Below are 14,387 nucleotides of genomic sequence, written 5' to 3' on the forward strand. Positions count from 1 at the left end.
TACTTTTATAAAATGAAAAAAAACATGTTCTTACTTTCTTTTTTTATGATATTCTTTAACCTGAATAGTCAAGAAAGTGAGACCCCAAAAACACAACCTTCTAAATTTTTATCAAATTTTTACTATAGTGTTAACTTTGGTGGTATTTTTTATCCTTTTTCTAATGATAACTTAATTGATGGTTATGAAACAGAAACCTTCAGTAAAAACTATTTTTCAGGAAAATTAGGTTTTGGTTATAAAATAAAAGAAAACTTAGCATTACAATTTGGAGTTATTAGACCTGCTTCTTGGTTTAAATACGACAATGTAAATAATATTGGTTACTACAGAAGTGTGTGGATTAACGCTTGGTATTTGTCACTTAAAAAGAACATCAACATTACCAATAAATTATCCTTTTTTGGAGAAGTTGGCGCTGCAAATGTTACAAGAAGTGGTTTTTCTATTGAAGACAAAGTAATTTATGACGATGCTCATTATGGAAGCCTACTCTATGGTTTTGGTTTCAATTATCAATTAAATGACCGATGGAAATTAGCTCTAAATGGAACCTTTTTTCCGAAATCAGATAAACACAATCAACCATCTATTTCACAAGCCTCTGTTGGTTTTGAATACCATATTCAAAAAATCCCAGAAGAATTAGCTCTAGAATACGAAAATGATGAAAGGTATTTCTTTCCAAAAAATATTTTACAAGTAAGTTACGGAACTAGTAAAATTGGTTTTAGTGCAAACCAATTTTTCGGAATGAGCTTAAAAGTGGGGAATTTCGAAAGTTTCGGAATTCCGGTTTTTTGGGTTGGAGATGTAAAAGCAGAAAATTCTTTTTCTATAACCTACCAAAGACTTGCTTTTAGAACACAAAAACTTTTTTCTTTAGATTGGGGAGTTAGTGTTACGGCTTTTAACACGGAAGCCACCAATACAAATGTGTTTGCGTTTTCTATTTTCCCAACTATGCGTTTTTACTTAATGAGAAGAGATGGTTTTGATATGTACACCAATTACTCTTTAATTGGCCCGACTTATTTAACAAAAAGCAACATAGATAATTTAGAAACAGGACCTAAAATCACGTATCAAGATACGATGGGTTTAGGTGTTTTCTTTGGAGAAAAAAGAGCTTACAATGCAGAACTTAGAATTATGCATTACTCTAACGGAAATATTTTTACTAAAAATTCTGGAGTTGCAATTCCTATCCAATTTACAATTGGAAAAACATTTTAACATCAACATCAAATCAATTTAAAAATTTATACCTCAAAGAAATAAGAATTGTATTTTTGAAGCGAATATGCAAAGAACAACTCGCACTTTTTCTGTTGATAATACTATTGAGTTCAAAAACAATTTATTGTCTTGGGCACAACAATTTGAAACGGTTATTTGGTTAGACTCTAACAATTATCATCAAAAATACTCTAGTTTCGATGGTGCATTAGCAGCAGACGATTTTACCTCTATTAAAACAGATTATTACAACGCTTTTGAGAAGTTAAAGGAATACCAAACCATTACCAAAGATTATATTTTTGGTTACATCACCTATGATGTTAAAAATGATGTTGAGCAACTTTCTTCCAAGAATTTTGATGGTTTAGATTTTGCTGATTTATATTTTTTTCAGCCTAAAAAACTTGTTTTCATCAAAGGAAATTCTGTAGAGTTTCAATATTTAAGAATGGTAGACGATGAAATTGAAAGTGATTTTGATGAGATTCTTAAATCTAAAAATCCAGCAATCGAGCAATCTAAAAGTGACATCAAAATAAAACTAAGGATTCACAAGGATGAGTATCATGCAAAAGTCACTCAAGTTTTAGAGCATATAAAAAAAGGTGATATTTACGAAGCTAATTTTTGTCAGGAATTTTATGCAGAAAACGCTACTATAAATCCGGTTGAAGTATATAAACACCTCAACCAAATTTCCGAACCTCCATTTGCTGCCTTTTTAAAACTAGATGATAAATATGCTCTGTGTGCTTCACCAGAAAGGTATATTAAAAAAGAAGGCACAAAAATAATTTCTCAACCTATAAAAGGAACTGCAAAAAGATTGGTTAGCGAGTTTGATGACGCACAATTAGCGTTAGATTTAACACGAGACGAAAAAGAACGCGCAGAAAATGTAATGATTGTAGATTTGGTTAGAAACGACTTGTCTAAAACGGCTAAAATTGGAAGTGTAAAAGTAGAAGAATTGTGCAAAGTGTATTCTTTTAAGCAAGTGCATCAATTAATTTCTACAGTAGTTTCTGAAGTAGAAGAAAACACACATCCTATAGACGTGCTACAAAGTACGTTTCCGATGGGAAGTATGACCGGAGCTCCTAAAGTTTCTGCCATGAAAATTATTGAAGATTTAGAAGAAACCAAACGTGGTTTATACTCTGGAACGATTGGTTATTTTACACCAGAAAACGATTTTGACTTTAATGTAATCATAAGAAGTATCTTATATAATGAAGCAGAAAAATATGTTTCTTACTCCGTTGGCGGCGCAATTACAGCACAATCTGTTGTAGAAAAAGAATACGAAGAATGTTTGCTAAAAGCAAAAGCAATGAAGTTTGCTTTATTGAATTCTAAGTAAACAGTAATCATAAAATAATTATCAATAAATATGACAACATTTAAACAAACAGCTACTTTATTGTTAATTGTATTCTTATTTATCACACATTTTACAATTGCTCAAAATCTAAAAATCACTTACGGAAACCCGTCTGAAGTAGGTATGGATTCTCTTTACATTTACACCAAAGTAGATTCCATTATGACTGTTGGAATACAACAAGAAGCATTTCCTGGTGCACAGATTTTAGTGGTAAAAGACAGTAAGATTATTTTTAATAAAGCCTATGGTTTTCATACCTATGACAGTATTCAAGCAGTACGTTTAGATGATATGTACGATTTAGCTTCTGTAACAAAAATTACAGGACCTTTACCTGCTTTAATGAAACTTCATTCTGAAGGAAAACTAGATTTAGACAGTCCTTTTAGCACATATTGGAAACCTTGGAAAAAAAGAAAAGATAAAAAAGAACTTACCGTTAGAGAAATTTTAGCACATCAGGCAGGATTGAGTCCGTATATTATTTTTTTAAATGAAGTTTTAAAGAAAAATGGCAAAATAAAATCACGTTTTATAAGAACTAAAGCTAGTAGAAGATTTAAAAACGAAGCTTACGAAGGACTTTATATTAAGAATCGATTTAAAAATAAAGTATTTAGACAAATTAACCGATCTAAAGTTTCTGATGTAAAAAAATACAAATATTCTGGTTTAAGTTTTTTAATTTATCCTGACTTAATTTCAGAAATTACCAAAGAAGATTATACAGAGTATCTGCAAACCAATTTTTATGGTCCTTTAGAAGCAACCACTTTAGGATACAGACCAAAATCTAAAAACTTTAATAATTTAATTGTACCAACAGAAGTCGATAGCCTTTTTAGAAAAGGACTTACAAAAAACTGGGTTCATGATGAAAATGCCGCTCTTTTAGGCGGAATTTCAGGTAACGCAGGTTTGTTTGGTACTTCATTAGATTTGGCAAAAATTATGCAGATGTATGCCAATTACGGAATTTACAATGGAAAAAGATATATTTCTGAAAATACGCTAAGAGAGTTTACACGAATTCAATATCCAGAAAACGAAAACAGAAGAGGTTTAGGTTTTGACAAACCCTTAATTAACAATGCCACATTATCTATAAAAGAAGCTTATCCTGCACCAGAAGTGAGTCCAGAGAGTTTTGGACATAGTGGTTTTACCGGAACTTTTGTTTGGGCAGATCCTACAAATAATTTAGTTTTTATATTCTTATCAAACAGAGTATATCCCAATAGAAACCATAGAAATATATACAATCTAAATATAAGACCAAAGCTGCAGCAAGTGTTTTATAAGGCAATAAAAAACAATTAATAATTTTATTTAAATCTACATTATGATACCAAATCAAGAAGAACTTTTTAAGAAAACATTAGATAATTTAAAAGAAAAACCAACTGAACAGAATATGTTTAATATGTTTTTAACGTTGTACCCAGCAGAATGGAAAGCTCTTAAAGTAACCTTTTCTAAATTTAACAGAAGTAAACAATTTGGTAAAACTATTCCGTTACCAAAACCAGAAGTTTCTATCAGAAAAGATATTCGTGCTTGGTTAAATAAACAATAAAATGTTTGCTTTTATAGGATGTATTTTAGACACCTATTTAGACATTAAACATTGGTTTAATTCAAAAAGAAGAAGAAAGTATGAGAAAGAAAATAACCTACCAAAAAGTATTGTTTGGCACCCAATGGCAAAACCACTTTTAGTTTTATTTATTATTTTTATTCCTGTTTATTTCCTATTTTCTTTCTTCTTTTTTAAAAATGAGAATCCAAAGAGAACTACAAAAAGAATGCTGGAAATTTCTAAACTTTTAGAAGCAGAAAAGAAACAATTTGGAAAATTCCCATCAGAATTAAAAGTCATTATTAGAAACAACCCGTTAAGAAGCAATTTAACAACAGATTACTGGAAAACTACTTTTGTATATATTCCATCTAAAGATAGACAAAATTACAAATTGACTTCTTTAGGAGGAGATGGGAAATTGAATACAAAAGACGATATAAAATACTCTTCAAATTAAATAACACTATCACATTTAAAATTGTTATTTTTGAGGTATAATGCTAAAAAAACTAGAGAACCACATTCACCAAAACCTTCCTTTTTTAAAGGATAAAAAGTTATTAATCGCCATTTCTGGCGGAGTAGATTCTGTGGTTTTAGCACACCTTTTATCAACATTAAAATTTAATATTTCTCTTGCACACTGTAACTTTAATTTAAGACCAATTGAATGTGATATAGACGAGGATTTTGTAAAAAACTTAGGAAAAAATCTAAACACCAAAGTTTTTACAATTCATTTTAATACAACCCAATTTGCCAAAGAAAACAAACAATCTACACAAATTGCGGCAAGGAATCTCCGTTATGATTGGTTTAATGAACTTATAGAAAAACACCAATTCGATTATATTTTAACAGCACATCATGCAGATGATAATTTAGAAACTTTTCTAATTAATTTAACGCGTGGTGCCGGTTTAGATGGCTTAACAGGAATTCCGGAAATTAATGGGAATATTATACGTCCGCTTTTAAAGTTTTCTAGAGAAGAAATTTTAACTTTTGTAAAAGAAAACAATATTTCTTGGCGAGAAGATAAAAGCAATGCCTCTACAAAATACATCAGAAATAAAATTAGACATCAAATTCTTCCTGTTTTAAAGGAAATAAACCCTAGTTTGTTAGAAACTTTTGAAAAAACAACGGCACATTTAAAGGAAAGTCAGCAAATCATTGAAGATCGAATTAATGAAATATCAGCAGAAACAATAGCGACAGAAAACAATATTTCTAAAATTGATATTTCTAAAATTGAAAAATTATCGAACCCGAAGGCTTATTTATATCAACTTTTAAAAGACTATAATTTTACAGAATGGAATGATGTTGCCGATCTACTTTCTGCACAGTCTGGGAAACAAGTTATCTCTAAAACACATACTTTATTAAAAGATAGAAATTTTTTAATTCTAACAAAAAAAGGGTTATCAGCAGTAGAAACTATCTTTGAGATTGATAAAGACACTGTAGAAATTACAAATCCTATTCATTTAAAAATTGAAGAAGTACAAGAAAAATCAACAGAGAACAAACAAACCATTTATATTGATAAACAAAACTTACAGTTCCCTTTAACACTTAGAAAGTGGCAAGACGGAGATTTCTTCTATCCTTCTGGAATGACTGGGAAAAAGAAATTAAGCAAGTATTTTAAAGACGAAAAATTCTCGCTTTTACAAAAACAAAACACATGGCTGCTTTGTAATAATGACAATGCCATTATTTGGGTTGTAGAATATAGAAAGGACAATCGTTTTGATACAAACAAAAAAAACAATACACTCTTAAAAATTTCAATATAAACTTAAACCAATAAAATTATGAAGAAGTTACTACTTTTAATTGCCTTTACAACCATATTATCTTGTAAACCAAAACCTGAAGAAACGGTAGACTATGCAATTATTTCTGGTAAAATTGAAAATACAGATTCTAAAAAAGTAATCATTTACGATCAATATACAATGGATAAAGTTGCTGATATAACGATTGCAGAAGATGGTACTTTTAGAGACACTTTAAAGATATCTACCGACTTTTACGCACTGCGTCAAGATAAAGATTTCACAAATTTATATATTACTAAAGGAAGCGTTTTAAAAATTGAATACGATTCAGAAAAAAAAGACTCTACGCTACAATTATCAGGTAGTAATAGCACTATTAATAAATACTTATCAGAAAAAAATAAGGTTATAGCAGCTACAACTGGAGATCAAAAAGAAATGTATCTAAAAGATGAAGCAAGTTTTAAAGCACATTTATTAAATATAAAAAAAACAGAAGAAGATTTATTAATAAAAACAAATGATATTTCTGAAGAATTTAAAAACAAGGAACTTAAAAACATTAATTACAGTTATTTATCTACTTTACAGAACTACACTCCTTATCATGGATATTACACTAAAGACAAAAGTTTTAAAGCTTCGGAAAACTTTTTAGATGAATTAAAAAATATCGATTTAGAAAATGAAAACGACTTTCTTTTTTCTCCAGGGTATAGAAGTCTTGTTGATAATGCATTAGCAACCAATGCTACAGTATTAGCAAAAAAAGATTCTATAGCAGATGATATTGCCTATTTAAAATTGACTACAAATATTAAAAATGATAAAATAAAAAATAAATTATTGTATGATGCTGCTAAATACGGAGTTACTTACACAGATAATTTAGAAGAATTTTACTCCCTTTTTTCTAACAATTCTACCAACGAAGAAAACAACAAAACAATTACAACTTCTTACAACAAATTGAAAGCTTTGGCAAAAGGAAGTCCGTCTCCAAAATTTGTAGATTATGAAAACAATGCAGGCGGAACCACTTCTTTAGACGACTTAAAAGGAAAATATTTATATTTAGATATTTGGGCAACTTGGTGTGGACCTTGTATTGCAGAGATTCCTTCTTTAAAGAAATTAGAAAAAGAATATCATGGTAAAAACATTGAATTTATTAGTATTTCTATCGACAAAATGAAAGACCATGAAAAATGGAAAGAAATGATTGTAAATAAAGATTTAAAAGGAATACAGTTATTTGCAGATAATAATTGGGAGTCTAAATTTATAGAAGAATACCTCATAAAAGGGATTCCACGTTTTATATTAATAGACCCAAACGGAAATATTGTAAATGCAAATGCACCAAGACCTTCTGATGAAAAATTAGTTGAAACACTACAATCTTTAAAATTATAAGAACAACGTTTATTTATAAAAATTAAAATCTTTGCAGCACAGTTATTATTTTTAATAAAGAATATATTTATGCAAACTATTTTTGTTTAGATAAAAACAAAAATGGACATTAAGTAACAGAAAATAAACAATTCACTAAAAAGGAATCAAATTTATATCGTTTTCGCAAATAAAAACATGATTATTCATTAAAAAGTAGGCTTAATCATTTCCCTTTTTCGTAATTTTAATCCCGTAAAATCATAAGAAAATGAACAATTTACCTAAGCTAGATAGATTTAATGAAAACGTACTGTCTAAATATCAGATTTATAACAGTATTTTCACAACGCTACCTTTTGACACCATAGACGATACTGGGGTTTTATTACCTCTTTTACATAAAGTTTGTAGTAAAGGTTTTAAATTAGAAAAAAACCCTACAGAAATTGTAGAACACTTTTTTAATAAATACCAAGACGAACCTACAGAAAAAGAAAAATCAGATTTGCTTTTTCGTTTTATTCAATTTATAGAACGTCAAGTAGTTTTATTTGATGCTGTAGAAGATGCCGCATATCCTATTGTAAATAATATGGATGGTTTTGGTACGTTAAGAAACTCTAAAGAGCTAGCGCTATTAAGCAATAAAAAAGACGAATTAAAAAAGCATTTAGAAGACTTTAAAGTACGTGTTGTATTAACAGCGCACCCAACACAATTTTATCCGGGGTCTGTTTTAGGTATCATTACAGACTTAGACAAAGCGATTCAAAATGATGATTTATTACTAATTAGAAAATTATTAGCTCAATTAGGAAAAACACCTTTCTATAAAAAAGAAAAACCATCTCCTTTTGATGAAGCTGTAAGTTTAATTTGGTATTTAGAACATGTTTTTTATCACTCTGTGCCTAAAATATACAACTACATTCAACATCATATTTATGATGGAGAACCAATAGAAAATGAAATTATTGAACTTGGTTTTTGGCCAGGTGGAGATAGAGATGGAAATCCGTTTGTAACTACTAAAATAACTTTAGATGTTGCAGAAAGATTGCGTCAAACAATTTTAAGAAATTACTATAGAGACATAAGACGTTTAAAAAGACGTTATACGTTTGATGGTGTTCAAGAAATTTTTGCAAAGTTAGAAAAGAGACTTTATAAGCATGTTGTAAGAAGTTATACGAAAGTTAATTTTTCTCAAAAAATCTTATTAGACGAATTATATGCTGCCAGAGAAATTATTGTAAATGATCATCAATCTTTATTTGTAGAAGAATTAAATGACGTAATCAATAAAGTTAGAATTTTCGGTTTTCACTTTGCAACTTTAGATATTAGACAAGATAGTAGAGTACATCACCAAGCATTTACTCAAATTGTAGAAGATTTACTTAAAACTGGAGACACTACTTTCCCTAAAAACTATTTAAGTCTTTCAGATGAAGAACAAGTGGAAGTTCTATCTGTTGTAAAAGGAAGTATAGACCCAAGTATTTTAACAGACGAAACTTCTGTTAAAACTATAGAATCTATTTATGCGTTAAAAGAGATTCAGCAAAGAAATGGAGAACGTGGAGCAAACCGTTACATTATTAGTAACAACCAAAGTGCTTTACACGTAATGCAAACTTTTGCAATGCTAAATTTATGTGGTTTTGAAAACGAATTACCAGTAGATGTTATTCCGCTTTTTGAAACTGTAGATGATTTAGAAAATTCAGAAGAAGTAATGAGAACCCTATACTCTAATCAAGTATATAGACACCATGTTGCTAAAAGAAAAAACAAACAAACAATTATGTTAGGTTTTTCTGATGGAACAAAAGATGGTGGATACTTAATGGCTAACTGGGGTATTTTTAAAGCAAAAGAAGCTTTAACAAGAATCTCTAGAGAATTTGATATTGAAGTAGTTTTCTTTGACGGACGTGGTGGACCACCAGCACGTGGAGGAGGAAAAACACACCAATTCTATGCTTCTTTAGGCCCAACAATAGAGGATAAAGAAATACAATTAACCATACAAGGACAAACAATTAGTTCTAACTTTGGTACGTTAAATTCATCTCAATACAACTTAGAACAATTGATAAGTTCTGGTATTAAAAATGATGTTTTTACAAAAGATCAATTAAATGATAACCATAGAGAGTTAATAAACGACATGGCTGCTACAAGTTATCAAACGTATGTAGACTTTAAAAATCATCCTAAATTTTTATCGTATTTAGAAAAAATGAGTACGTTAAAATACTATGCAAAAACCAATATTGGAAGTAGACCAAGTAAACGTGGTGGATCTGACAAGTTAGACTTTTCTGCATTAAGAGCCATTCCTTTTGTAGGTAGCTGGAGTCAGTTAAAACAAAACGTACCAGGTTTCTTTGGTGTGGGTACTGCTCTTAAAAAATACGAAGATGCTGGTAGATTTGAAGAAGTAAAAGAATTTTATCACGCTTCAGATTTCTTTAGAACTTTGTTAGAAAACAGTATGATGAGTTTAACCAAATCTTTCTTTGGCTTAACTTCTTATATGGCAGATGACGAAGAATTTGGTGAATTTTGGACTTTGATTTTTACAGAATACGAAACTTCTAAAAGGTTACTTTTAAAACTTACTGGAGAATCTGAATTAATGGAAAATTTTCCTGTAGGAAAAGCATCTATAGAAATTAGAGAACAAATTGTATTGCCTTTATTAACAATACAACAGTTCGCATTAAAGAAAATTCAAGAACTTCAAAAAAATGGCGGAAGCGCAGAAGAAATTGAAGTATATGAAAAAATGGTAATGCGTTCTTTATTTGGTAATATTAATGCAAGTAGAAATTCTGCTTAAAATAGTATCAAAAAAATAATTTATATTTAAAATGCACTCAATTTATGAGTGCATTTTTTTGTGATATTAATTTAGTATTTCAAAAAATAAAACAAATTAACTGAGTTCTTATAAATTATTTTTTTTTAATAATGAATTAAAGTGGTATATTTATAAAGTAAAATTACGTACCATGAAAAAATACGCTTTCTTACTTTTAACTCTTTTTGTTAATAGTTTTTGTTTTTCACAACAACAAACTACCAACAATAATTTTACTCCTGTTAGTATTTATACTACTTCTTTTCAGCTAAAAGCTGATAACAATCCTACTTATTCTTCTATAAACAAGGATTTAAACTTCAAAAAAAAATATAAATTTTCAACGGTTTCTTTTGAAGAAATTGATGATAACCAATTTTTAATTTCTACTGAAAATCTTTCTACAAAAGCCACTAAATTTATCTATGACGATTATAAAAGTTATAGAGATGAAAACTTATTAAAAGGTTTTTTACAAAAGCACGACCCTACTCGATGGGATCCTATTAATTTTAAGCAACCAAACCTTAATTAATTTTCTTTATCTTTAGAAAAAAGAAAAAGAATGCTTGTAAAAGTCTATGGCTCTGCCGTTTTTGGTATTGAGGCAACCACAATTACCGTAGAAGTAAATATTGATAAAGGAATTGGCTATCATTTGGTAGGTTTGCCAGATAATGCTGTTCGAGAAAGTTCGTATCGAATTTCCGCAGCACTCAATAACAACAATTACAAACTTCCAGGAAAGAAAATTATCATAAACATGGCTCCTGCCGATATTCGGAAAGAAGGTGCTTCTTATGATTTAACTTTAGCTGTTGGAATTTTAGCAGCATCATCGCAAATAAAATCAGACCATATTGAGGAATATATTATTATGGGAGAACTTTCTTTAGACGGAAGCTTACAGCCCATAAGAGGTGCTTTACCAATTGCCATAAAAGCAAGAGAAGAAGGTTACAAGTATTTAATTCTTCCGAAGGAAAACGCGAAAGAAGCCGCCATTGTAGATGATTTAGAAGTTTTAGGTGTAGAAAATATTTTAGAAGTTATCAATCATTTTAATGATGATGAAAAAATTGAACCCACTATTGTAGATACAAGGGCTGAGTTTTATAAAAATATCGATTTCCCAGAGTTCGATTTTTCTGATGTAAAAGGACAAGAGTCTATTAAACGTTGTATGGAGATTGCTGCTGCTGGCGGGCATAATATTATTTTAATTGGACCTCCAGGGTCTGGAAAAACAATGCTAGCAAAAAGATTGCCATCTATTTTACCTCCAATGACGTTACATGAAGCATTAGAGACTACAAAAATTCATTCTGTGGTAGGTAAAATTAAAAAGGAGGGTTTGCTATACCAACGTCCTTTTAGAAGCCCACATCATACGATTTCAAATGTCGCTTTGGTCGGCGGCGGACAATATCCTCGTCCTGGAGAAATTTCTTTGTCTCATAACGGTGTTTTATTTTTAGATGAATTACCTGAATTTAAGAGAGATGTGTTGGAAGTAATGCGTCAACCTTTAGAAGACAGAGAAGTAACTATTTCTCGTGCAAAATTTACGGTTACCTATCCAAGTAGTTTTATGTTGGTGGCAAGTATGAATCCGAGTCCGAGTGGTTTTTTTAACGACCCAAATAGTCCGATGACTTCTTCTCCACAAGAAATGCAACGTTATTTAAGTAAGATTTCAGGACCTTTATTAGACAGAATTGATATTCATATAGAAGTAACTCCCGTTCCGTTTGAAAAACTAACCGAAGAAAGAAAAGGGGAATCTAGCGTTGTAATTAGAGAACGCGTTACAGCGGCTAGAGAAATACAATCTGAACGTTTTATAGATTTTGAAAATGTACATTATAATGCCCAAATGAGCGTGAAACAAATTCGTGAGTTTTGTAAATTATCCGAAGAAAGTTTAACGTTATTAAAAACGGCTATGGAAAAATTAAACCTTTCTGCTCGTGCTTATGACAGGATATTAAAAGTTTCTAGAACTATTGCAGATTTGGCAAATATTAAAGATATTTCTCCAGATCATATTGCAGAAGCCATACAATATAGAAGTTTAGATAGAGATGGTTGGTTGGGGTAAAAGTTGACATTAATTAAACGCAAAGACGCAAAGGTAAATTGCAAAGTTCGCAGAGAATTATGGTTGAAAAACTGTTTGTTTTTGTGTTTTATCTATTCAATGAGGTTGATTCTAAAAAAAACCTTTTAGTAAAATTAACTACGTTTTCGTTTTAAATAGATATTATAAAGCAAACCGAACATAATTAGAAAGACTCCTAGTAAAGTCCAAAGAGTATAAATTTCTCCAAACCAAAAAGCGCCAATAACAATCATAAAAATGACTTCTAAATACTTTAAAGGTGCAATTACATTGGTTTCGTGAGACTGTAATGCTTTGGTCATATATAATTGACCAACATAACCAAAAATACCTAAACTTAGTAATAATAACCATTCTACTAAATTTGGGTTTTTCCAATTATTAATAGACATAATACCTCCAAAAACAAAAGCCATTACCATAAAATAATTGATAATTACTAATGGGTTTTCTGTGTCTCCTATTTTACGAATTACTACAAAAATTACACCTAATGAAATTGCTGACAAAAGAACTAAGATTATTCCCATAGAATCTACATCTCCACCAAACCCTTTAATTACTAAAACTCCTGCAAAGGAGAGTAAAAATAAAAACCATTGTACTAGTTTAATTTTTTCTTTTAAGAAAATAAGCGCAAGAATTGCTGCAAAAATAGGAGAGGTATACCTTAATGAAACTGCCGTACCAATTGCTAAATAATTTAAAGCCTGAAAAAAAGTGGTTAAAGAAATTACTCCTGCAAGTCCTCTAATAAATAACAGTTTTTTATTTTTCCCTAAAATAGGAATCTTCGCTTTTAAAATTAATGGCACCGTAAAAAACAACGTACCAATAGATCTAAAAAACACAATTTGATAAGCACTAAAATCATTTAAGAATTTTACAACAGTATTCATTAGTGAAAATGCAATAACACTAAAAATCATATAAAAAATTGCCTTTGAGCTTTTCATGAAGTGGTAGTTTGTACTATTTTAAACACCTATTAAAGTGGGTACAAAAATAGTGAATATTAAACTGGCTAACCAGTTTAATATTGGGTTTTCTAAAAACTCCAGTTTTTATAACTACTAGAACTTTCTAGTTTTTCTTCTATAGTATCGTCTAGTTCTTTAAAGAAATCAATACCTGTTTTAGCCTCTATTTTATCTACAGAAACCACAAATTTATACAAAGGTAATTTCGATTCTTTATGAGGCATTAGAAAAGCCAACATTTTAATTTTACCGTTTGTTTTGTCAAGTATTACTTTATAAAACTGATTTGGTACAGAAACGGCTTCACTACCAATCGTTTTTAAATTGTTTTCTAAAACCCCGCCTGTAATTACAAAAACACCATCGTTTTTCTTTGCCCAATACCGTACTTTCTGTTCTAAACGATTCCAAACTCCTGCGTTAAATTGGTGTTCTTGCGGACTAATATTACTTGTTAAAAAGGTTTCATCGTGTGCTGCTTTGGTAAAACGTCTGTCTGCTGCCGGACATAAATGCCCTTTATCGTAACCAGAATTTTTATAATTCCGCCAATGTGCTGCTTTGGTTTTTACGGCACTGTCTATTTCAAAATAAGGTCTTTTGTAATTTGTACTGCTTAAATCGGAAGCTTTTAACTCATACGCAACCCATTCTGCTTGTTCGTGTTTTTCGCTATAGGATAGTGAATAGTTTTGATGATGTATAACCTGGTTTGTAGTACTTGTTGGTAGAAAATATTGATTGGTTGTTGCTTTAGGTGTTTTACCGTTTTCTATTATGTTATTTTCTTTTTTAGCATCTAATAGTTCTTCAGAACCTAAAACAGCTACTAATATAATAATGGCTATGATGGATAGTATTTGTTTTTTTTTCAAGGTGATTATTTTAAGTTGTAAAGGTATGAAAGAATGAGAAGATGGAATTTACTCTTTAAAATTATCAATCACTTTTTCTAATCAATCTATAATTATTTGGCTAAAGCCAATATTTTACATATTAATTAAACACAGACTAAAG

12 protein-coding genes are annotated in these 14,387 nt (G+C 29.9%); 10 read left to right on the top strand and 2 right to left on the bottom strand.

Annotated elements, in window-relative coordinates:
• The first annotated feature begins 12 nt into the window (after positions 1–12).
• From KV700_RS17285 to KV700_RS09875, 10 genes are all read left to right on the top strand, one after another.
• The gene (locus KV700_RS17285; protein WP_254712896.1) at positions 13–1,236 is read left to right on the top strand and encodes an acyloxyacyl hydrolase; all 1,224 of its coding nucleotides are present in this window, start codon (positions 13–15) and stop codon (positions 1,234–1,236) included.
• 67 nt (positions 1,237–1,303) lie between these two features.
• A complete protein-coding gene (locus KV700_RS09835) occupies positions 1,304–2,605 on the top strand; it encodes an anthranilate synthase component I family protein (RefSeq protein ID WP_218597781.1) in 1,302 nt (433 codons plus the stop codon).
• Positions 2,606–2,635: 30 nt separating this feature from the next.
• On the top strand, positions 2,636–3,949 hold the full coding sequence (locus tag KV700_RS09840; protein WP_218597782.1) for a serine hydrolase: 1,314 nt from the start codon (positions 2,636–2,638) through the stop codon (positions 3,947–3,949).
• Positions 3,950–3,971: 22 nt separating this feature from the next.
• Positions 3,972–4,205 carry a hypothetical protein gene (locus KV700_RS09845; RefSeq protein ID WP_166386718.1) on the top strand — a complete coding sequence of 78 codons (234 nt, stop codon included), beginning with the start codon at positions 3,972–3,974 and terminating at the stop codon, positions 4,203–4,205.
• A 1-nt stretch (position 4,206) separates the two neighbouring features.
• Positions 4,207–4,668 carry a hypothetical protein gene (locus tag KV700_RS09850; protein WP_218597783.1) on the top strand — a complete coding sequence of 154 codons (462 nt, stop codon included), beginning with the start codon at positions 4,207–4,209 and terminating at the stop codon, positions 4,666–4,668.
• A 40-nt stretch (positions 4,669–4,708) separates the two neighbouring features.
• Positions 4,709–6,016, top strand: coding sequence for a tRNA lysidine(34) synthetase TilS (gene tilS / locus KV700_RS09855; protein ID WP_218597784.1), 1,308 nt, complete (start codon positions 4,709–4,711; stop codon positions 6,014–6,016).
• An 18-nt stretch (positions 6,017–6,034) separates the two neighbouring features.
• Entirely contained in the window at positions 6,035–7,417 is a 1,383-nt protein-coding gene (locus KV700_RS09860) for a TlpA disulfide reductase family protein (RefSeq protein ID WP_218597785.1), read from the top strand.
• A 250-nt stretch (positions 7,418–7,667) separates the two neighbouring features.
• Positions 7,668–10,247: a phosphoenolpyruvate carboxylase gene (locus KV700_RS09865; RefSeq protein WP_166386726.1), complete on the top strand. Its 2,580-nt coding sequence runs from the start codon at positions 7,668–7,670 to the stop codon at positions 10,245–10,247.
• Between the two features lie 172 nt (positions 10,248–10,419).
• On the top strand, positions 10,420–10,803 hold the full coding sequence (locus KV700_RS09870) for a hypothetical protein (protein WP_218597786.1): 384 nt from the start codon (positions 10,420–10,422) through the stop codon (positions 10,801–10,803).
• Positions 10,804–10,833: 30 nt separating this feature from the next.
• Entirely contained in the window at positions 10,834–12,369 is a 1,536-nt protein-coding gene (locus tag KV700_RS09875; RefSeq protein ID WP_218597787.1) for a YifB family Mg chelatase-like AAA ATPase, read from the top strand.
• A 134-nt stretch (positions 12,370–12,503) separates the two neighbouring features.
• On the opposite strand, the gene KV700_RS09880 is transcribed toward KV700_RS09875, so the two are convergent.
• Positions 12,504–13,346, bottom strand: coding sequence for a DMT family transporter (locus tag KV700_RS09880; protein WP_254712897.1), 843 nt, complete (start codon positions 13,344–13,346; stop codon positions 12,504–12,506).
• Positions 13,347–13,438: 92 nt separating this feature from the next.
• The gene (locus tag KV700_RS09885; protein WP_218597788.1) at positions 13,439–14,245 is read right to left on the bottom strand and encodes a DNA/RNA non-specific endonuclease; all 807 of its coding nucleotides are present in this window, start codon (positions 14,243–14,245) and stop codon (positions 13,439–13,441) included.
• Positions 14,246–14,387 lie beyond the last annotated feature (142 nt).

This window comes from Polaribacter sp. NJDZ03 (assembly GCF_019263805.1).
GTDB lineage: Bacteria > Bacteroidota > Bacteroidia > Flavobacteriales > Flavobacteriaceae > Polaribacter.